The organism is Serinicoccus sp. CUA-874, from assembly GCF_001942225.1.
In the GTDB taxonomy this organism is placed as follows: Bacteria; Actinomycetota; Actinomycetes; order Actinomycetales; family Dermatophilaceae; genus Ornithinicoccus; species Ornithinicoccus marinus.
The window spans coordinates 32,919-51,715 of sequence record NZ_MKJZ01000036.1 but is presented as its reverse complement, the minus strand read 5'-3'; the positions used below and the strand labels follow the sequence as shown (position 1 = coordinate 51,715).

The window sequence follows — 18,797 nt, the reverse complement described above, 5'->3', positions numbered from 1 at the left end:
TGCTCGGTGTGGGGTCGCCGACCAGGACCGTGGGACTGACGACGAGGACCCGGGTGGGCAGGAGCGAGGCGTCGCTCGCCCGGCAGCGGGCGGTCGATGCGGAGGTGAGGCGCCGCGCTCAGCCGTGCCGGACGCAGGTGGTCGCCCAGGGGCGGGCCTGCAGCCGGCCCTCCGGGATGGGCTCGCCGCAGACGATGCACCGGCCGTAGCTGCCGTCGTCGAGCGCCGCGAGCGCGGTGCGGACCTGGGTCAGCAGCGCCTGCAGGTTGTCGTGCGCGGTGACCGCGGTGAGCCGGTCGACCGCCATCGCCGTGCCGTCCCCGACCCGCTTGCCGAAGGAGATGCTGCCCTGGTCCTGCACCGGGGCGGCCAGCTGGTCCATCTGGGCGACCAGCTCGGCCTCCTTGGCCTCCAGCTGCGCCCGCGTCTGCTCGTGCATCGGCCCAGCATCGCACGCGGCCGACCGGCGACGGGCTCAGAGCACGTCGTCGGTGGTGCCGAAGCTGCGGTAGTTGAGGTAGGAGCGACGCAACCGCAGCGCGTGCCGCAGCGCGGGGCTGAGCGGGCTGAGCGGCAGGTCGTAGGCGGGGAACCAGTAGCGGTCCGCGCCGAACTTGAGCTTCATCTTGTAGACGCCGAAGGAGTGCTTGCTCTCGTCCAGCAGCCGGGGGATGCCCCACAGGTCGAGGGTGGCGTAGCCGTGCTCGTGCGCGTCCTTGATCGAGACCCAGTAGAAGGCGTCGGGCGCTTGGCGTCCTTGCGCTTCTCGCCCTCCAGCGGGGGCCGGTCGTCGCGCACCGAGCCGCCGTAGAGGTAGCAGGTGGTGTCGCCGAGCGCGATGAAGAAGCCGCCGGCCAGGGCGCGCCCCTCGTGCCGGGAGAGCACGAGGTATGCCTCACCGCCGTCCTGGTCGGCCTCCCGCCGCAGCGCCTCGTAGTAGGCGCGCGGGAAGGCGCCCAGGCTGGAGCGCTCGTTGGTCGCGGTGAAGATCTCCCAGAAGTCCTCGAAGCTGTCGTCGCGTCCGGCCTCGACCCCCATCCGCTCCGCGGTGCGGACGTTGCGCCGGGCCATCTTGTGCAGCCCGGCGAAGATCGTGTCCGGGTCGGGGGTGGTGTCGATGAGGATCGTGTGTTCGGGCTGCTCGGTCTTCGCGCGGCGGAAGGGCCCGTGCCGGGCCGGGATGCGTGCCTGCTCCTGCGCGAGATCCTCCTGGGTGGCGCTGTGGCCGGCGAAGATCGGGTGCGGCGGCTCGATGGTGAGGTAGTGGTCGGTGCGGCGGGCGACGTGCTTGACGGCCGCGGCCACGTCGGGCAGCAGGTCGAGGTCGGTCAGGGCCGGGCCGCGCGGGGCATACAGGGTGCTGACGCCGGGGACGAGCCGCTTGCGCAGCAGCTGGAGCGCGCCCACGACCTCGCCGCCGCGTCGGACGAGGTAGCGCACCGGCTCCTGGCCGAGCTCCTTGCGCGCCTCGCCGTAGCCCCAGCCCTGGAGCGGGCTGGTGATCGGCATCTCGGCCACGGCGGCCGTGAAGGAGGCGCGGTCGTCGGCGGGTTCCAGGGTCACCGTCATGCCGACAGGGTAGCCGTCGGAGCCAGGCCGTCCGGCCAGGCCGAGCCGGGCCGCTGACACACTGACCGGCATGTCCGGATCGGTGGTGGACGAGGGTCCTGCGACGGTGCTGGGGTGGGAGCACCTCACGGCCCCTGACCTGGGTGGACGCACGGTGGTGGTGACCGGGGCGAGCGACGGCATCGGCCGCGAGGTGGCGCTGCACCTGGCGCGGTGGGGCGCCCGGCTGGTCCTGCCGGTCCGCACCCGGGGCAAGGGCGAGGTGGTCCGGCGGCGGCTGCTGCGCGAGACCCGCGCCACCGGGCCGGACCCGGTGCGGCTGGTCGAGATGGACCTGGCCGACCTCGGGTCGGTGCGCCGGGCCGTGGTGGCGATCCAGGAGGTGCTGGGGGAGTCCTCGGCGGACCTCGTCAACGTGGCCGGGGTCGTCTCGCCCCGGCGCCGGGAGACCGTGGACGGCGCCGAGCTGCTGCTCGGGGTCAACGCGCTCGCGCCGATGCTGCTCGTCGAGTCGCTGCTCCCCGTCGTCCGTGACCGCGTGGTGCTCGTCACCTCGCACGCGCACACCGCGGGCCGCATCGACCTGGACGACATGCACTTCCGTCGGACCCGGTGGACCCTGCCCCGGGCCTACTCCCGCGCCAAGCTCACCGCGATGCTGTGGGGCCTCGACCTCGGCTCCCGTATGCCCTCCGGCACCGACCTGCAGCTCGCGCACCCGGGCTGGGTGGTCACCAACCTGCAGAACGCCAGCGGCAGCGCGCTGCTCGACCGCGCGGTCACGGCCGCCAGCGGGCCGCTGGTGATGACCGCGACCCAGGGCGCGGCCGCCGTCCTGCTCGCGCTGACCCAGCCGCTGCCGCCGGGGTCCTACGTCGGGCCGGACGGGTGGCAGCACCTGCGCGGCCGCCCGACGCTGATCCCCCGGTCACCTGCCGCGCTGGATCGGGATCTCGCGGCACGCACCGTCGCGTGAGGGCGGCGCGAGGTCGGTCTGGACACCTGAGGCCGAGGTCGTCAGCGGGCGGCGCGATAGGCGGCGAGGACCTCCTCGACCCGGCCCTGCTCGATCGCGGCGACCAGCCCGGCGACGGCATCCTCGACCTGGTCGTACATCGCGACGAAGGCCTCGCGGGACTCGCCCCACGGATCCGGGACGTCGCGGACCCCTGTCTCCTCCACGTCGCTCGCGAAGGCCCCGAGCCGCACGACCTTGGCCGCGTCCTCGGGAGACCGCGCGAGCGCGAGCAGGTCCTCCTCGTTGGAGGAGTCCATCGCCAGGACGAGGTCGGCGGTGTCGAAGTCGGCGGCGTCGAACTGCGCGCCGCGGCTGGTGAAGGCATACCCCCGGCTCTCGCCCTCGGCGCTCGACTGCGGGTGCGGGCGCTCACCGACGTGGTAGTCCGCGGTCCCGGCCGAGCTGACGGTGACGTCGTCGAGCCCGGCCTCCTCGAGCCGGGCGGTCAGGACCGCCTCGGCGGCGGGGGAGCGGCAGATGTTGCCCAGGCAGACGGTCATGAGGTGCATGCCCTCACTCTCTCACCGGCCCTGGCCTGCGAGGGTGGGGTGATGAGTGAGACCTTCACCAAGACCCGCGCCGGGGCGCCGCCGCTGTTCTTCGACCGCGAGGCGATGGGGCTGCGGGCGCTCGCCGCCGCGGGGGCGCGGGTGCCCGCCGTGCGGGAGGTGTCCGACGAGGGCATCACGATCGACCGGGTCGAGGCGGGCGGTCACCGCACCGCCGCCTCGGAGGAGGCCTTCGGGCGCGAGCTGGCCGCGCTGCACCGGACCACGGGTGAGCGCTACGGCGCGCTCGACGGCGAGCCCAGGGCCTACCTCGGCGACTGCCCGGTGGACCTCACCCCGTCCGACACCTTCGCCGAGTCCTGGCTGGAGCGCCGGGTGGTCCCGCTGGCACGGGAGTGCGTGGAGCGTGGGCAGCTCGACCCCAGCAGCCTCGCGGACGCGGAGCGGCTCAGCGCCGCGCACCTGGGCCCGGTCGAGCCGCCCACCCTCGTGCACGGCGACCTGTGGGCGGGCAACCGGCTGGTCGACCGGCGCGGCCACAGCTGGCTCATCGACCCCTGCGCCCACCACGCCCACCGGGAGGTCGACCTGGCGATGATGCAGCTCTTCGGCGGCTTCAGTGGGCGAGTTTTCGCGGCCTACGCCGAGGACCTGCCGCTGGCCGACGGGTGGGAGCAGCGGGTTCCGGTGTTCCAGACCGTCCCGCTCCTCGTGCACGTCCTCCTCTTCGGCGGTGGGTATGCCGTGCAGGCCGCGGAGGCGCTGCGCGCGGCGGCGTGCTGAGATAGGAGCAGGCGACCAGGGAGGTGCGTGATGCGGCGGACGCTCGGTGCCGTGCTCGCGGGCGCCCTCCTCGTGCCCACAGCATCCTGCACCCGGGAGTACGACGACGACATGGCTGCGAGGACCACCCCGCCGCTCGTCGTGCAGACCGCTGCGCCGCCGGAGCCCGCCTCCGCCACGACGTCCCCTCCTGACCCCGCCCTCGCCAGGCAGGCCGCCGAGCCGGTCGACCCGGCGGAGGGCATCGCCGACGCGGAGCTCCTGGAGCAGACCGAGTGGGTCCTGGGGCTGCTGGAGGAGGGTGCCCGTGGGCCGGCCGCCGAGGAGTCGGTGCAGCGCTTCGCGCCGACCTTCCTGGAGCAGGCCTCGGTGATCCAGCTCGGTGCGATCTTCGCCGGGCTGCGCGGCGCGGCCCCCTACACCGTCACCTCGTCCGGGCAGAGCGACGGCGTCGGGCGCACCGCGACGCTGACCCTGCACGCCGCCGAGCAGCCGCTCGTCATGACCCTCGGGCTCGACGACGAGGGGCGGATCAGCACCCTGCTCTTCCAGCCGGACACCTCCGGCGAGCCGCCCGAGATCGACTCGTGGGCCGACCTCGACACCGCCCTGGCCGAACTCGGCGGGGTGAGCCAGGTGGTGGTCGGCTACGTCGGCAACGGCGACTGCGAGGTCAAGCACACCACCGCCGGCCTCGACCCCGCTGACGCCGCCTACCCCACCGGGTCGGTCGTCAAGCTGCTGGTGCTCGCGGCGGTGGCCGATGCCGTCATCGAGGGGGAGCTCGCCTGGGAGGACGAGCTGACGATCATCCCGGAGGTGAAGAGCCTGCCCTCCGGCGTCCTGCAGGACCGTGAGGACGGATCGACGGTCACCGTTCGCGAGGCCGCCGAGCTGATGATCTCGATCAGCGACAACACCGCCACCGACCTGCTCATCGAGGCCGTCGGCCAGCGCGCCCTGCGCGAGAGCGCCCTCACCGCCGGGATCGACCCGACGCGCATCATGCCGGTGCCCACGACCCGGCAGCTCTTCCAGCTCGGGTGGCAGGTGGACAGCGAGGTGCGGGACCGCTGGTCCGAGGCGCAGGTCCCCGAGCGCCGGGAGGCGATCCTGGCCGACCTGCCCGAGGAGCTGGACCTCGCACCGGGGTCGGTGACCGAGCCCGTCTGGGAGAGCGGGGCCGACTGGTTCCTCACCGGCGCCGAGGTCTGCGGGCTGCACGCCCGGCTGCAGCTGCAGGCCAGGACCGAGCAGGCCGGGCCGGTGCGCGACATCCTCGCCGTCAACCCCGGCCTCACCCCGCCAGAGGGCGTCGCCTACCAGGCCTTCAAGGGCGGCTCCGTGCCGGGCGTGCTGGCGCTCTCGTTCTATCTAGAGACCTCCGAGCCCTACGGCGACCCCGACGCCTTCCCGCCCGAGGGGGTCGTGCTCGTCGTCCTCACCGCCAGCGGCGAGCCCGTCGACCAGCTCCGGGCGATCACGATCGTCGAGGCCGGCCTCCAGCACCTGGCGCAGGGTCCCGGCTAGTCTGACGGCGATGTCCGACTACCTCGTCGTCGTGCTGGTCACGCTCCTGGGCGTGGCCCTGGTCGCGACCGCCTTCGGCGCCCGGCGGCTGCTGGCGCCGAGCGACCCGACCCCGGCCAAGGTCACGACCTACGAGTCCGGCGTCGACCCCGTCGGCAGCGGCTGGGAGCAGGGCAGCGTCCGCTACCTCGTGTATGCCCTGCTCTACGTCGTCTTCGCCGTCGACGCGGTCTACCTCTTTCCCTGGGCGCTGGTGCTCCGCACCGACCTCGGCCTCGCCAGCCTGGTCGAGATGGCGATCTTCATCGGCGTCCTCGTCGTGGCACTGCTGCACGTGTGGCGGCGCGGGCTGCTGCGGTGGTGGTGAGGTGAGCGCGCCGACCGGGCCCGGCACCGGGCATACCGCCAGCCTGCCGACGCCGCGCGTCGGCGCGCCGGTCGAGAAGGCGCCCCGCGCGGTCCAGGTCGTTCTCAACTGGGGCCGGCGGTACTCCCTCTGGGTCTTCAACTTCGGCCTCGCGTGCTGCGCGATCGAGTTCATCAGCGCCTCGATGGCGCGCCACGACTTCATCCGGCTGGGCGTCATCCCTTTCGCCCCCGGGCCGCGACAGTCCGACCTCATGGTCGTCTCGGGCACCGTGACGGACAAGATGGCGCCGGTCATCCGGCGGCTCTACGACCAGATGCCCGAGCCGAAGTACGTCATCTCCTTCGGGGCCTGCTCCAACTCCGGCGGTCCCTACTGGGACAGCTACTCGGTGACCAAGGGGGTCGACCAGCTCATCCCGGTGGACGTCTACGTGCCCGGCTGCCCGCCGCGCCCGGAGGCGCTGCTGCACGGCATCGTCACGCTGCAGGAGCAGATCGCCGCGGAGACACCGGGACGGGCGCGGGCGCGCCACGGCGGGCGGTATGCCGACCGTCCGGTCACCGCGGCCGAGGTCACCCGCGCCTCGTCGCCCCACCGGAGCAGGCTTGAGTCCGCGTCGCCGGTGCGAGCACCGCCGCAGGACGCGCTCTACGGTGGGTCCATGACGCTCGGCGACCCGGCGCACGCCGCTCCCTCGGTGACGGAGCGTCGCGTGCCGCCGGAGGAGTGGTACGACGCGGTGCGCGCCGCACGCGAGGAGGGGTATGCCTTCTTCGACTGGCTGTCCGCGGTCGACGAGACCGACGCCGAGGTGGCGCAGGACGAGGCCGCGGAGCGCTCCGAGGGCAGAGAGGCAGGGGCTGCGCCGGATGACGGTGCCGACCCCGAGGCGCCGCTCGCGCCCGGGGTGGAGGTCCTGGCGCACCTCCTCGACGTCCGGGGCGCGGGTCGCGGCGGGCTCCGGCGGCTGCTGCTGCGCACCCGGCTTCCCGAGGGCGGGACCCTCGCCTCGGTCACGGACCTCTTCGCCGGCGTCGCGTGGCACGAGCGGGAGACGCACGAGATGTTCGGGGTCGGCTTCGAGGGCTTCGACGACGGCACCGGCCTGGGTCTGCGCCCGCTGCTGCTGCCGGAGGGCTTCGAGGGGACCCCGCTGCGCAAGGACTTCGTGCTGGGGGCGCGTGCCTCCAAGCCGTGGCCCGGCGCCAAGGAGCCGGGGGAGGGCTCGGGCGAGGGGGCAGGACCGTCGTCAGCGGCGGCACGGCCGCGGCGACCACGCAAGCGGCTGCTCCCGCCCGGGGTGCCGGACCCGTCCTGGGGGCCGCGGCCGGACTGAGCTGCCGCCCGAAGCGACCTACCCGCCCCCCGCCCCTGCCGCAGCCGTTGCAGGTCGTCGTCGAGGAAGCGACCGAGCACGGAGACCTCCTGGTCGACGTAGCCCAGCCCGGCGTAGAAGCGCCGGACAGCGTCGTTCTCCGCGCGGATCATGAGCATGACCTTGGGGATGCCCTGGTCCTCGATCCACCGCTCCGCCGCCGCGACCAGCGCCCGCCCGACCCCGGCGCCGCGTCGATCGGCGTCGACCGCCAGGTAGTAGAGCCACCCGCGGTGCCCCTCGTGGCCCACCATGACCGTGCCGAGCAGGGTGTCGGCCTCCAGCGCCCCCAGCACCTCGGAGGCCGGTCCCTGCACCGCGGTCCTGAAGTCGGCGCGCGGGTCGTTCCAGGGTCGGGTGAGACCACCCTGGTCCCAGAGGCGGGCCGCGGCATCGGCGTGGTCGAGGGTGAGGGGGCGGATCTGCATACCCCCATCGTGCCCGGGTCAGTGCTGGACCGTGATGTCCCCGGTGCCGGTGCGCACACCGACGCGCAGGAAGTCCTCGTCCTCGCCCGGGGCACCGACGCCCTCGACGTCCCGCCGGACCTGGCCGAGCCCGCTGGACAGGTCGAGCCACACGGGTATGCCCCGGCGCACCCGCACCCGGACGTCGCCGGTCCCGGTGCGCACCGACAGCTCTCCCCGGGAGTGCGCGACGTCGACGTCGCCGCTGCCGGTCGTGAGGGTGGTGTCCTGCGCCGTCCGGGCGAGGGTCAGGTCGCCGCTGCCCGAGCGCACCTCCAGGGACTCCGGCCCGGTGGCCTCGTCGAGCACGACGTCGCCGGACCCGGTGGTGACCGAGCCGGCGCGGAGCTGGCCGATGCGGACGTCGCCGGAGCCGGTCGACGCGCTCAGCATGCCGACCTCCTCGAGCGACAGGTCTCCCGAGCCGGAGCGGACCGTGGCCGCACCGCCGAGGCCCTGGAGGACGATGTCGCCGTTCTTCGTGCTGGTCTTCAGCTCGGTCCTCGGGGGGAGGTGCACCTCGACGTGCACCGCCTCGTGGCCGGTGCCGAAGGAGAAGGAGCCGATCGACACCGAGAAGCCCCGGCCCGGGCCCTCCGGGTCGACGAGCGCGGGCACGTCGACGAGCACCCGACCTCGTTGCGCGACCGCCGTCACGGGGCCGAAGTCCACCGGGCGGGCGCAGCTCAGGGTGATCTCGGCCGACCCCTCCGATGCGTCGAAGACGACGGCGATGTCCCCGCGGTGGTTCTTGACCTCCACGTGGACGAGGTCGTCCTCGGTGAAGCTGTAGGTGCTGGTGCTCTGTGCCGTGGTGCTCATGGTGTCCTCTCAGGCCCAGCCGGTGACCCGGCGGGGAGTGGGTGTGGCGCTGCTGCGGATGGCGGCGTCGAGGTCTGCGGCGGCGCCTGGACGGGGGAGTCGGTCGCCCGGCGCAGCGTCTGCACGACCCAGGTGTTGAGCGAGGTCTCCGCCTGCTCGGCCCGGGCCTCGGCCCGACGCTTCAGCGTCTCGGGCAGCCGGACGGTGAGGCGCGCGGTGCCACGACCCTTGTCGTCGTCGTCCTCTTCGTTGTCGGCGCCGCGGACGCCGCGCTCCGGGTCGTCGGCCTCTGCGGGGGAGGGCAGCTGCCGGACCTCCAGCGCGGGGTCCCGGCCGTCCATGCGGAGGGTGACGACCGCGTCGTCCAGCTCGGCGGTGATCGCGGCGGCGGCGTCGGAGAGCGCCTGCACCAGTGCGAGCCGCACCGCGGGCTCGATCGAGGGGACGAGGCGCCGCACCACCTCGCGGGTGGGTTCGTCGGCGAGCGCGGTCGAGCGGGCCAGGTCTCCGGACACGGCCTCGAGGTAGGGCGACAGATCCATGACGGCATAGTGACATCACTATGACGTCACCATCAACCGATCTGACGTCATGCCCGGACGCCCGCGCGTGCTGCGTCAACCACCCCGCGCACTCTGCGCGCAGACCCCGCGGTCGGTCTGCACGTACGGGGCGGTCAGCCCTGCGGTGCGGCTCCCGCAGGTCGTGGGTGCCAGTCGTTAGGGTGAGCGCGATGCTCGCCGAACTCCCGTGGGCCCTCGAGGCCGGGCTGAAGGCCGCCTGTGTGCTGGCGGCCTTCCTCGTGCTGCCCCTGGCGGTCGGCCAGCTCGAGCACAAGCTCATGGGCCACATGCAGGGACGGCTCGGGCCGATGGAGGCCGGTCCGCACGGCATCGGCCAGCTCGTGGCCGACGGCATCAAGTTCGCCCAGAAGGAGGACGTCGTGCCCGCGGCCGCGGACCGTCCCGTCTTCCGGCTGCGCCCGCGGTGGCCCTCATCCCCTACCTCGTGGCGCTCGCCGCGATCCCGCTCGCCGCCACCTGGGTCGCCGTCGACGTCCCCGCCAGCCTGCTCCTCGTGCTGGCGGTGACGAGCGTCGGCGTCATCGGCACGCTCATGGCCGGGTGGGGCTCGGGCAACAAGTACTCCCTGCTCGGGGGCCTGCGCGCCGGCGCGCAGCTGGTGTCCTACGAGCTGCCGCTGGTGCTGGCGGCGGCCAGCGTGGCCATGGCCGCCGGGACCCTCTCCCTCACCGGGATCGTCCAGGAGTGGTCCTGGTGGTGGCTCGCCTGGCAGCTGCCGGCCGCCGTGGTCTTCCTCGCCGCGAGCGTCGCCGAGCTGCAGCGCACCCCGTTCGACGCGCCGGTCGCCGACTCCGAGATCGTCTTCGGCCCGCTGACCGAGTACACCGGGCTGCGCTTCGCCTTCTTCCTGCTCGCCGAGTATGCCGGCATCGTCGTCATGGCACTGCTGTTCACCGTGCTCTTCCTCGGCGGGTGGCGCGGACCCTGGGGCGACATCGGCGCCGTCGGCGCTGTGGACGCTGCTCAAGGCGACGGGGGTCGCGGTCCTCGTCCTCTGGCTGCGCGTCGCCTGGCCGCGGGTGCGCGAGGACCAGCTGCAGCGCCTGGCCTGGCTCGTGCTGCTGCCGCTCGCGCTCCTGCAGCTGGCGATCACCGGCGTCGGCGTGGTGGTCCTCGCATGAGGGGCGTCACGGGCCTGCTGCGGGGGCTGGCCACGACCGGGCGCACCGCGACCCGGCGCGCGCACACGGCGCAGTACCCGCATACCGAGCCCCAGCTGCCCGAGCGCAGCCGCGGCGTCATCGCGCTGCTCGAGGACAACTGCACGTCGTGCATGCTGTGCGCCCGCGAGTGCCCGGACTGGTGCATCACGATCGACTCGCACAAGGAGACCCTGCCCGCGGAGACCGAGGGGGGTCGCGAGCGCTCGCACAACGTGCTCGACCGCTTCGACATCGACTTCTCGCTGTGCATGTACTGCGGCATCTGCATCGAGGTATGCCCCTTCGACGCCCTCTTCTGGGCGCCGGACTTCGCCTACGCCGAAGGCGACATCCGCAACCTGCTGCACGACAAGGAGCGGCTCGGCACCTTCATGGACACGGTGCCCGACAGCGCGCTGCCCGCTGCGGAGGACGGGCCGTGAGCGGTCTGGACGTCCTCTTCTGCGCCGTCGGGCTGGTGACCGCCGGCGCGCCCTGCTGGCGGTGTCCTCGCGGCAGGTGCTGCACGCCGCCCTGTGGCTCGTGGTGACGCTCGGCGGCCTGGCCGGGTGCTACCTCGTGCTGGGGGCCGAGCTGGTCGCCCTGGTCCAGCTGCTGGTCTACGTCGGTGCCGTCGTCGTGCTCGTGCTCTTCGCCCTCATGCTCACCCGCTCCGGCGGCGTGCCGGTCGTGACGTCGGTGCCGCAGCGGGTGGCCGCGGGGCTGGTCGGCGGCGGCACGGCGGTCGTGCTCGGCGGGGCGTTGCTCTCCGCCTTCGGGTGGGGCAGCGTGCCGGTCGACGGTGCCGGCAACGAGGCGGTGGCCGCCACGATCTTCGGCACCGACGTCTGGCCGTTCGAGCTGCTCTCGGTCCTGCTGCTCACGGCACTGGTCGCGGCGGTGGCGGTGGCCCGCGCCCCGGTCGGCGGCCAGGACGACCCCAGCCAGCGGCCGGACGCGCCGCCCGAGGTCGAGGCCGTGCAGGGGGAGGACGCGTGATCCGCCCCGCGCTGCCCTACCTGCTCGTCGCCGTGCTCGCCGGCCTCGGGGCCTACGGCATCCTCGCCCGGCGGCACGCCGTTCTCGTGCTCGTCGGGGTCGAGCTGCTGCTCGGCGCGGCGGGCCTGCTGCTGGTGACGGTCGCCCAGACCGGCGCGGCGGGCGACCCGGGAGCCGCGGTGCTGACCCTCTTCGTCATCACGATCGCGGCGGCCGAGGTGGTGGTCGCGCTCGCGGTCCTGCTCGCGCTCTTCCGCGCCCGCGGGCACGTCGACCTGCACGCGGAGCTCGACGGCCCCGATCCCGGGGAGGTGGGGGAGCGTGCCTGAGCTGCCCGACCTGCCCTGGTCCGAGCTGCAGCTGCCGGACCTGCCGCTGCCCGACCTGCCCATGCCGGACCTGTGGGGAGCCCCGGCCCACTGGGCGGTCCTGGCGACGCTGCTGGCCGCGTTCGCCGGGCTCGGTCTGACCGGACGCTCCAACCGGCTCGCCGCCTGGGTCGGGGTCGGCGGCTCCTTCGTGGCCGTCGTGGCGACGACGTGGCAGCTCTACACGCTCACCCGGATCGAGGGCGCGCAGCGCGACGTCGGGACGATCGGAGCGCTGCGGCTCGGTGACCTCGAGGCGCCGCTGCGCCTCCTCGTGACGTGGCCGACGGCGCTGGTCGCGGCGACGGTCGCCGCCGTGGCCCTCGTCGTCCAGGGGTATGCCCGGTGGTACCTCTGGTACGACCCCCGCTACCGACCGTTCGCGGCGACCGTGTCGCTCTTCACGGCGGCGATGCTGCTGCTCGTCCACTCCGACGACCTGCTGCTGACGCTCGTGGGCTGGGAGGTGATGGGCTGGTGCTCCTACCTGCTCATCGGGCACCAGTCGGCGCGCTCGGCCGCGGCGCGCGCCGCGAGCAAGGCGCTGCTGGTGACCCGCACGGCCGACATCGGCTTCGTCCTCGGCCTGGTCGTGCTCGCCGCCGGTGCCGGGACCACCCGCACGACCGAGGTGGTGCAGCACTGGGCCGAGGTCGGCACCTCGCCCACGCTCACGGCGGCGCTGTGCCTGCTCGTCCTCGGCGTCGCCGGCAAGTCGGCGCTCTTCCCGTTCCAGGACTGGCTGCCGGACGCCATGGAGGGACCGACGCCGGCCTCCGCGCTCATCCACGCGGCGACGATGGTGGCCGCCGGCACCGTGGTGCTGACCCAGCTCTTCGGGCTGCTCGTCCTCTCCGGCCCCGCGCGCATGCTGCTCGCGGTGCTGGCGTGCTTGACCATGATCGGCGCCGCCGTCCTCGCCTTCGCGCAGGGCGATCTCAAGCGGCTCCTGGCCTGGTCCACCGTCAGCCAGGTCGCGCTCATGCTCGCCGTGCTCGCGGCCGCCACCCCGGCCACCGGCCCGGACGCGGCGCTGCAGCACCTCGTCGCGCACGCGTGGTTCAAGGCGTTGCTCTTCCTCACCACCGGCTGGCTGGGCGTCCTCGTCGGCGGCACCGCCATGGCCCTGGTCGCCTCCGGTGCCCGGCGCTACCGGGTCCTGCGGCACCGGTTCGGCTGGGGCCTGCTCGCCCTCGCCGGGGTGCCGCCTTTCGTCGGCTTCTTCTCCAAGGAGCTCATTCTCGGCACCGCGGAGGCCGGCACGAGCCCGGGTGCGGCCGGAGGTCTGGTCTCCGTGCTGGTCCTGGCCTCGGTCGGGGCGAGCGCGCCGCTCACGGCGGCCTACTGCATGCGCGCCTGGCTGGTGCTGAGCCGACCGACGGCGGTGCAGGGCCTGGCGCAGACCTACCACCCCGGCCCGGTGCAGCGGATCGACGACTTCTTCGACGAGCCGCAGGTGCTGCAGGAGGCCGAGGGGGTGGAGCGGGCCGAGGCGGCGATCAGCTCCTCCGCCCGCATGGGCACTTCCTTCCTCATGATCATGACCCTGCTCGGCGGGCTGGTCGCGCTGCTGCCGGTCTGGGGGCCGCAGGTCGCGCTCGACCTGCAGCTCACCGCGGCGACGCTGCTGCTCATGCTGGTGAGCGCGCTGCTCGTCCGGCTCGCGGCGGGGGGCGTGCGCACCCGCGACGCGGCAGCACGCATACCGGGCGCGGCCAGCCTCGCCGCCGAGCGCGGCCTGCACGCCGACGCCGCCTACCGCGTGCTCGTCGCCATGCCGGTGCTCGCCCTGGCGCGGGGCGTCGCGTGGTTCGACGACCAGGTCCTCGACGCCTGGGTCCGGGGTCTGGGGGCCGGCGCGCGACCGCTCGGCCGGGTCGGTGACCTCACCAGCCCGCGGCGGGCGACGCCGGGCCTGGCGCTGGTGCTGGCCGGGATGCTGCTGCTGGCGGCGATCGGGGTGGTGACGGCGTGACCGGGACGCTGAGCCGGGTGCGGGACGACGTCCTCGCCCTGGTGCCCGACCTGGGCGCCTGGTGGTATGCCCTCGCGCTCGCCCCGCTCCTGCTCGCCGCCGTGATGCTGCTCGTGGTGGGCCGCTGGCCCGAGCAGCCCGGGCATCGCGCGGTGCACCGCAGCTCGGTGGCGGCGGCGCTGGTCAGCGCCCTCGGCGTGGCCGGGGTCGCGCTGGACCGCCCCGTCGTCGAGGTGAGCTGGATCCCGAGCCTCGGCGTGTGGTTCACCCTCCGCCCGGACGGGCTGTCCGTGCCGCTGCTGCTGCTGACGGCGGTGGTGGGCGTCGTGGCCACGGCGCTCCACCTGCACCCGGCCCGGGAGGCCCGCACTGTCGCGGTCGACCTCGAGGACAGCGACCCCACCTCGCCCATCCCGGTGGTGCGCGGGGTCGACGTGCCGGGCCTGGCGAGCTACCACGCCTGCCTGCTGCTGGTGCTCCTGGGGGCGCTGCTGGCGTTCCTCGCCGGGGACGCCCTGCTCTTCTTCGTCGCTTCGAGCTGGTGCTCGTGCCCATGTGGTTGCTGGTGGCCCGGCACGGCGACCCCGGGAGCGACCGGGACGGCGCCGCGCTGCGCTTCCTGCTGGTGACCGTCGTCGGCTCCTCGCTGGTGCTGCTCGGCATCCTCGCGCTCGCCACGGCGCTGGGCACCACCGACCTGCAGGTGTGGGCGGCGCAGGGGGGCGCCACCCTGGGTCGCGGCTCGCAGCTCGCGATCGCCGCGACTCTGCTCGTGGGGCTCGCGCTCAAGGTCCCCGTCTTCCCGCTGCACACCTGGCTGCCGTGGGTGCACGCCACGGCCCCCACCGCCGGCTCGGTGCTCCTCGCGGCGGTCCTGCTCAAGCTCGGCACCTACGGCATGGTGCGGCTGGTCGTGCCGGTGGTACCCGAGGGCTTCGCCGCCTGGTCGCCGCTGCTGGGTGGGCTCGCGGTCGCCGGCATCGTCTGGGCCTCGCTCATCTGTCTCGTCGAGCGCGACCTCAAACGGCTCATCGCCTGGTCCTCGGTGGCGCACCTGGGCTTCGTCGTCCTCGGGATCGCCTCCGGGACGCAGGCCGGGCTGCAGGCGGCGCTCTTCGGCAACGTCGCGCACGGCCTGGTCTCGGCGCTGCTCTTCGTCGTCGTCGGCGGGCTCAAGCACCGGTGGGGCAGCGCGGACCTGACCCTGCGGCACGCGGCGCTGCGCGAGGTCACCCCGCACCTCGGGCTGGCGCTGATGGTCGGTATGGCGGCCTCCAGCGGGCTGCCCGGGCTGGCGGTCTTCTGGGGTGAGATCGGCGGTCTGCTGGCGGCGTGGTCGCCGGCGCCGGACCGGCCGGAGGGCTGGTTCCGGGCCTTCGCGGTGGTCGGCGCGGTCGGTGGTGCGCTGGCCGTCGCCTACACCGTCCGGGTGCTGCGCGAGGTGTGGTTCGGCGACCGGGTCGAGCCGCGCATCCCCGACGCCGTCCGGACCGAGCGGACCGCCCTGCGCCTGCTGGGCGTGCTGGTGCTGCTGCTCGGCCTGCTGCCGACGGTGCTGCTGTCGGTGACGGCGCCCTTCGTCGAGGGGGTGCTCGCGCGATGACGTTGCAGCTCGACCTGCTGGCGCTGCTGCCGGTGCTCGCGCCCGTGGTGGCCGCGGTGCTGGTGCTCGTGCTGGACGTGGCGCTCCCGGGACGGCGGACACCGCACCTCTACCTCGGCGGCGCGGCCTGCTGGCCGGTGCGGCTGCGGCGGTGCCCGGCCTCCTGCTCCCTCCCGGGGACCGCCGCGGAGCGCTGTGCCTGCCGGACGGCTGGTGCGCCTACGCCGCCGATGACCTCGTCTCTGCGCTCCAGCTGGCGGCGCTGCTGGGGGCACTGGTCGTCCTGGTGCTGGCCTGGCCCGACTGGTCGGCGCCGGGCCGCGACGGCGGGCCGGAGCCGACGGGTCGTGCGCCCGTGGTGCTCGCGCTGCTGCTGGCAGCGACCGCCGGGGTGGTCGCGGTGCCCGCAGCGGGCGACCTCGGCTCGCTGCTGGTCTCCCTCGAGCTGGCCACGCTGCCCACGGTCGTGCTCGTGGCGCTCGCGCGCACCACCTGGGCGGCGCCCCGTCGCGCGCGGGCCGTGGACGGCGCGGTCGCGCTGCTGACGACCTCGCTGGTCTCGTTCGGGCTGCTCGCGCTGGGTGCGGCCTTCTGGGCCGCGGCGACCGGCAGCACCCGCTTCACCGGCATACCCTCGGCGCCGCACCCCGAGCTGCTCGTGCTGGCCGCGGTGCTGCTCGTGGCAGGCCTGGCGTTCAAGGTGTCCGCCGTGCCCTTCCACGCGTGGACGCCGATCACGTATGCCGCGGCGCCGCTGCCGGTGACGGCCTACCTGGCCACGGTGTCGAAGGTGGCTGCCCTCGGCGGTCTCGTGGTCGTGGTTCGTGCGCTCGGTGCGGTAGAGGGGACCACCCTGGTCGCGATCGCGCTGCTGGCGGCGGCGTCGATGACGGTGGGCAATCTCGTGGCGCTGGTGCAGCAGGACGCGGTGCGGCTGCTCGCGTGGTCCACCGTGGCGCAGGCCGGCTGGGTGCTGCTGCCGCTGGCCTCGCTGTCGGCGCGGGCCGCCAGCGCCGCCGGGTCCTACCTCGTGGTCTACATCACGGCCACGCTGCTGGCCTTCGTGGTCGTGGCAGCCGTCGCCGGACTGGTCCGGGACAGCGCCTCCGACGGGACGCAGGGCGCGTCGCCCGCAGCGGGGTCCACGTCGCTCGAGCTGCACCGCGGTCTCCTCCGGGACCGGCCGCTGCTCGCGGTGCCGCTCGGGCTGGCCCTGCTGGCGCTGGCCGGCCTGCCACCGGCGATCGCGGGTCTCGTCGCCAAGGTGGTGGCGCTGCGCCCGGTCCTGGGCGACGAGACGTGGTGGCTGGCGGTCGTCGCGGCGGTCAACATCGCCCTCGGCATCGCGGTCTACCTGCGCTGGCTGGTCGTGCTCGCCGCCCAGGGGGGCCGGTCGGCCCGCCGGCCTGTCCGCGCGCGGGCGAGCCGGGGGAGCGCGCCGGGCGACGAGACCGGGGACGAGCCGGAGGCGCAGCAGAGCGGGGACGAGCCTGCGGCGCAGCAGACGGGCGGGGCGCCCGGCCCCGATGTCCCGGTCCGGCTGTGGGTGCTCGTCGGTCTGCTCACCGCCGCCCTCGTGGTCGGCAGCATCGCCCCGATCGGCGTCATCTGACCTCCGGGGCCTGCCCGGTGCACCGAGTGGCCCAGTGGTGAGCCCGATCAGGCCTGGTATGCCGACCGAAGTGAGCCACTGGGTGCGTCCCGGTCACCCGCGCTCGGCACGCAGGCACCGACAGGCATACCTCGGGAACACCGGCACGACGCCCCGTCGTTGACCTGACATGCACAAGCACTACAACGGGCTGAAGACGACCTTCCTCTTCGGCGCCATCTGGGCGATCTTCCTGGGGATGGGTGCGCTCCTCGGCGGTAGCTGGATCTGGATCTTCGCCCTGTTCGGTCTCGCGACGACGTTCTACAGCTACTGGAACTCGGACAAGCTGGCGATCCGCGCCATGCGGGCCCAGCCGGTCACCCGGGAGCAGCAGCCGCAGATGTACCGCATCGTCGAGGAGCTGTCCCAGCAGGCGGGCAAGCCCATGCCCCGGCTCTACGTCAGCCCGACCGCCGCGCCCAACGCCTTCGCGACCGGGCGCAACCCGCAGAACTCCGCGGTCTGCTGCACCGAGGGCATCCTGCACCTGCTCGACGAGCGCGAGCTGCGCGGTGTCCTCGGCCACGAGCTCATGCACGTCTACAACCGCGACATCCTCACCAGCTCGGTCGCGGCCGGCATCGCCGGTGTCATCACCTCGGTGGCGCAGCTCGCCTTCTTCTTCGGCGGCAGCCGCGACAACGGTGGCAACCCGCTGGCCATGCTCGCGATGGCGCTGCTCGCACCCTTCGCCGCGACCGTCGTGCAGCTCGCCATCAGCCGCACCCGGGAGTACGACGCCGACGAGGACGGCGCCCAGCTCACCGGTGACCCGCTCGCGCTCGCCTCCGCGCTGCGCAAGCTCGAGGCCGGGACGCAGCAGGCGCCGCTCGCGCCCGAGCGGCAGGTCGTCAACGCCAGCCACATGATGATCGCCAATCCGTTCCGGGCCCGCGACGTCACGAAGATGTTCGCCACGCACCCGCCGATGGGTCAGCGGATCGCCCGCCTGGAGCAGATGGCCCAGTCCGGTCAGCCGGGCATCGAGCGTCTCTGACCCGACCCCTCGCCGGGCGTGCTCAGGCGCCGGAGCCGCGCACCGGTCAGGTATGCCCGCGCCCGCCGGTGCTCGGTGCCGGCCGGGCTCGCCCCTGACGGCCCGGGCCGGGGGACGGTCGCCGCGGATGCTCGCCACCATGTCGACCGCCCGCCGGGTGGCTCGCACGTCGTGGGCGCGGAAGACCGTGGTGCCCAGCCAGGCGGCGACGGCGGTCGCCGCGAGCGTCCCCTCCAGCCGGTCGTCGGCCTCCAGGTCGAGGGTCTCGCCGACGAAGTCCTTGCGCGACAGCGCCTGCAGCACCGGATAGCCCAGGGCCGCGACGTCGGCGGTGTGCCGCAGCGTCGTGAGCGAGTGCCGGGTCGTCTTGCCGAAGTCCAGCGTCGGGTCCACCAGCACCCGCTCGGGCGGCACCCCCGCCTGCACCGCGCCCTGCGCGCCCCGCGCGAGCACCGCCAGGACGTCACGGACCACGGCCAGCTCGTCGTCACCCCGGGAGTCGGCATACCGCACGTCGACCGGGTCGGTGCGCGGCGGCAACCCGCCGGTGTGCGAGACGACGACGCCGGCGCCCGCCCGCGCCGCGCTGTGCACCAGCTCGGGGTCGTGCCCGGCCCAGGTGTCGTTGACCAGGTCGACGAGCCCGGCCGCGGCCTCGGCCACCTCGCTGCGCCAGGTGTCCAGCGACAGCACCAGGTCCGGGTATGCCTGCCGCGCCGCCTCGAGGAACGGCATGACCCGGTCCAGCTCCTCGGCGGCGCCGACCTCCTCGCCCTCCTGACCGGCGCGGACCCCGCCCACGTCGATGATGTCGGCACCGTGCTCGACGGCGGCGTGCAGCGCGGCCAGGGCGTCGTCGAGAGCGCTGTGCCGGTTGCCGGCCCAGAAGCTGTCGGCGGTGCGGTTGACGATGGCCATCACGGCCGGGCGGCCGCTGTCGAAGATGTGCCCGCGCAGCACCAGGGCCGGCGGGCGGGGGAGCAGGGGGGGGACGATGGCGGAGGTCACGCCCGCCATCGTCCCACCGGCTCG

19 protein-coding genes and 4 pseudogenes are annotated in these 18,797 nt (G+C 74.2%); 15 read left to right on the top strand and 8 right to left on the bottom strand.

From position 1 onward, the window contains the following. Positions 1–118: 118 nt before the first annotated feature. Genes BJF80_RS13755 through BJF80_RS13750 form a run of 3 tightly spaced genes read right to left on the bottom strand, consistent with a single transcriptional unit; the run spans position 119 to position 1,569 of the window. A complete protein-coding gene (locus BJF80_RS13755; RefSeq protein WP_075814450.1) occupies positions 119–439 on the bottom strand; it encodes a TraR/DksA family transcriptional regulator in 321 nt (106 codons plus the stop codon). A gap of 36 nt (positions 440–475) precedes the next feature. Further along, complete coding sequence (locus BJF80_RS19405; RefSeq protein ID WP_202817227.1) at positions 476–625, bottom strand: hypothetical protein; 150 nt, start codon at positions 623–625, stop codon at positions 476–478. After that, positions 622–1,569, bottom strand: coding sequence for a lipid II:glycine glycyltransferase FemX (locus tag BJF80_RS13750; protein ID WP_202817226.1), 948 nt, complete (start codon positions 1,567–1,569; stop codon positions 622–624). Before BJF80_RS13750 ends, BJF80_RS19405 begins: the two co-directional genes overlap by 4 nt. Before the next feature lie 70 nt (positions 1,570–1,639). On the opposite strand from BJF80_RS13750, the gene BJF80_RS13745 reads away from it, so the two are divergent. Next, entirely contained in the window at positions 1,640–2,545 is a 906-nt protein-coding gene (locus tag BJF80_RS13745; RefSeq protein ID WP_083673691.1) for an SDR family NAD(P)-dependent oxidoreductase, read from the top strand. A gap of 41 nt (positions 2,546–2,586) precedes the next feature. On the opposite strand, the gene BJF80_RS13740 is transcribed toward BJF80_RS13745, so the two are convergent. After that, the gene (locus BJF80_RS13740) at positions 2,587–3,096 is read right to left on the bottom strand and encodes a low molecular weight protein-tyrosine-phosphatase (protein WP_075814448.1); all 510 of its coding nucleotides are present in this window, start codon (positions 3,094–3,096) and stop codon (positions 2,587–2,589) included. Positions 3,097–3,138: 42 nt separating this feature from the next. Here BJF80_RS13740 and BJF80_RS13735 point away from each other — a divergent pair, with 42 nt between their 5' ends. From BJF80_RS13735 to BJF80_RS19395, 5 genes and pseudogenes are all read left to right on the top strand, one after another. After that, a complete protein-coding gene (locus BJF80_RS13735) occupies positions 3,139–3,879 on the top strand; it encodes a fructosamine kinase family protein (protein WP_075814446.1) in 741 nt (246 codons plus the stop codon). Between the two features lie 30 nt (positions 3,880–3,909). Further along, positions 3,910–5,409, top strand: a complete 1,500-nt coding sequence (locus BJF80_RS13730) for a serine hydrolase (RefSeq protein ID WP_075814444.1) — start codon at positions 3,910–3,912, stop codon at positions 5,407–5,409. Positions 5,410–5,419: 10 nt separating this feature from the next. After that, positions 5,420–5,776: an NADH-quinone oxidoreductase subunit A gene (locus BJF80_RS13725; protein ID WP_075814442.1), complete on the top strand. Its 357-nt coding sequence runs from the start codon at positions 5,420–5,422 to the stop codon at positions 5,774–5,776. A 1-nt stretch (position 5,777) separates the two neighbouring features. Next, a pseudogene (locus tag BJF80_RS19400) lies at positions 5,778–6,359 on the top strand (NADH-quinone oxidoreductase subunit B); the annotation flags it as partial. An 81-nt stretch (positions 6,360–6,440) separates the two neighbouring features. Continuing rightward, positions 6,441–7,115, top strand: coding sequence for an NADH-quinone oxidoreductase subunit C (locus BJF80_RS19395; RefSeq protein WP_202817231.1), 675 nt, complete (start codon positions 6,441–6,443; stop codon positions 7,113–7,115). A gap of 65 nt (positions 7,116–7,180) precedes the next feature. Here BJF80_RS19395 and BJF80_RS13710 read toward each other — a convergent pair. The 3 genes and pseudogenes from BJF80_RS13710 to BJF80_RS13700 all read right to left on the bottom strand — a co-directional run. Continuing rightward, positions 7,181–7,582, bottom strand: a pseudogene (locus tag BJF80_RS13710) (GNAT family acetyltransferase); the annotation flags it as partial. A gap of 18 nt (positions 7,583–7,600) precedes the next feature. Continuing rightward, positions 7,601–8,443: a DUF4097 family beta strand repeat-containing protein gene (locus tag BJF80_RS13705; protein ID WP_075814440.1), complete on the bottom strand. Its 843-nt coding sequence runs from the start codon at positions 8,441–8,443 to the stop codon at positions 7,601–7,603. Beyond that, on the bottom strand, positions 8,440–8,985 hold the full coding sequence (locus BJF80_RS13700) for a toxin-antitoxin system HicB family antitoxin (RefSeq protein ID WP_075814438.1): 546 nt from the start codon (positions 8,983–8,985) through the stop codon (positions 8,440–8,442). The genes BJF80_RS13705 and BJF80_RS13700 overlap by 4 nt, the downstream gene beginning before the upstream one ends. Before the next feature lie 191 nt (positions 8,986–9,176). On the opposite strand from BJF80_RS13700, the pseudogene BJF80_RS13695 reads away from it, so the two are divergent. The 9 genes and pseudogenes from BJF80_RS13695 (at position 9,177) to htpX (ending at position 17,765) form a co-directional block, all read left to right on the top strand. Further along, positions 9,177–10,148, top strand: a pseudogene (locus BJF80_RS13695) (complex I subunit 1/NuoH family protein). Continuing rightward, entirely contained in the window at positions 10,145–10,612 is a 468-nt protein-coding gene (locus BJF80_RS13690; protein WP_083673689.1) for a 4Fe-4S binding protein, read from the top strand. The pseudogene BJF80_RS13695 and the gene BJF80_RS13690 overlap by 4 nt, the downstream one beginning before the upstream one ends. A gap of 61 nt (positions 10,613–10,673) precedes the next feature. Next, positions 10,674–11,168 (top strand): NADH-quinone oxidoreductase subunit J family protein, encoded by a 495-nt coding sequence (locus BJF80_RS13685; protein ID WP_321166415.1) that lies wholly within the window; start codon positions 10,674–10,676, stop codon positions 11,166–11,168. Next, positions 11,165–11,497, top strand: a complete 333-nt coding sequence (nuoK, locus tag BJF80_RS13680; protein WP_075814436.1) for an NADH-quinone oxidoreductase subunit NuoK — start codon at positions 11,165–11,167, stop codon at positions 11,495–11,497. The genes BJF80_RS13685 and nuoK overlap by 4 nt, the downstream gene beginning before the upstream one ends. Next, positions 11,490–13,511 carry an NADH-quinone oxidoreductase subunit 5 family protein gene (locus BJF80_RS13675; RefSeq protein ID WP_237767632.1) on the top strand — a complete coding sequence of 674 codons (2,022 nt, stop codon included), beginning with the start codon at positions 11,490–11,492 and terminating at the stop codon, positions 13,509–13,511. Before nuoK ends, BJF80_RS13675 begins: the two co-directional genes overlap by 8 nt. Then, positions 13,508–14,140, top strand: coding sequence for a hypothetical protein (locus BJF80_RS20470; RefSeq protein WP_237767631.1), 633 nt, complete (start codon positions 13,508–13,510; stop codon positions 14,138–14,140). Before BJF80_RS13675 ends, BJF80_RS20470 begins: the two co-directional genes overlap by 4 nt. Continuing rightward, the gene (locus BJF80_RS13670; RefSeq protein ID WP_237767630.1) at positions 14,065–15,114 is read left to right on the top strand and encodes a complex I subunit 4 family protein; all 1,050 of its coding nucleotides are present in this window, start codon (positions 14,065–14,067) and stop codon (positions 15,112–15,114) included. Before BJF80_RS20470 ends, BJF80_RS13670 begins: the two co-directional genes overlap by 76 nt. A 151-nt stretch (positions 15,115–15,265) precedes the next feature. Further along, entirely contained in the window at positions 15,266–16,726 is a 1,461-nt protein-coding gene (locus BJF80_RS13665; protein WP_143554124.1) for a proton-conducting transporter transmembrane domain-containing protein, read from the top strand. A gap of 169 nt (positions 16,727–16,895) precedes the next feature. Continuing rightward, on the top strand, positions 16,896–17,765 hold the full coding sequence (gene htpX, locus BJF80_RS13660) for a zinc metalloprotease HtpX (RefSeq protein ID WP_022925237.1): 870 nt from the start codon (positions 16,896–16,898) through the stop codon (positions 17,763–17,765). Positions 17,766–17,855: 90 nt separating this feature from the next. Here the strand turns inward: htpX and folP are convergent. After that, positions 17,856–18,782, bottom strand: a pseudogene (folP, locus tag BJF80_RS13655) (dihydropteroate synthase); the annotation flags it as partial. Between the last annotated feature and the right edge of the window lie 15 nt (positions 18,783–18,797).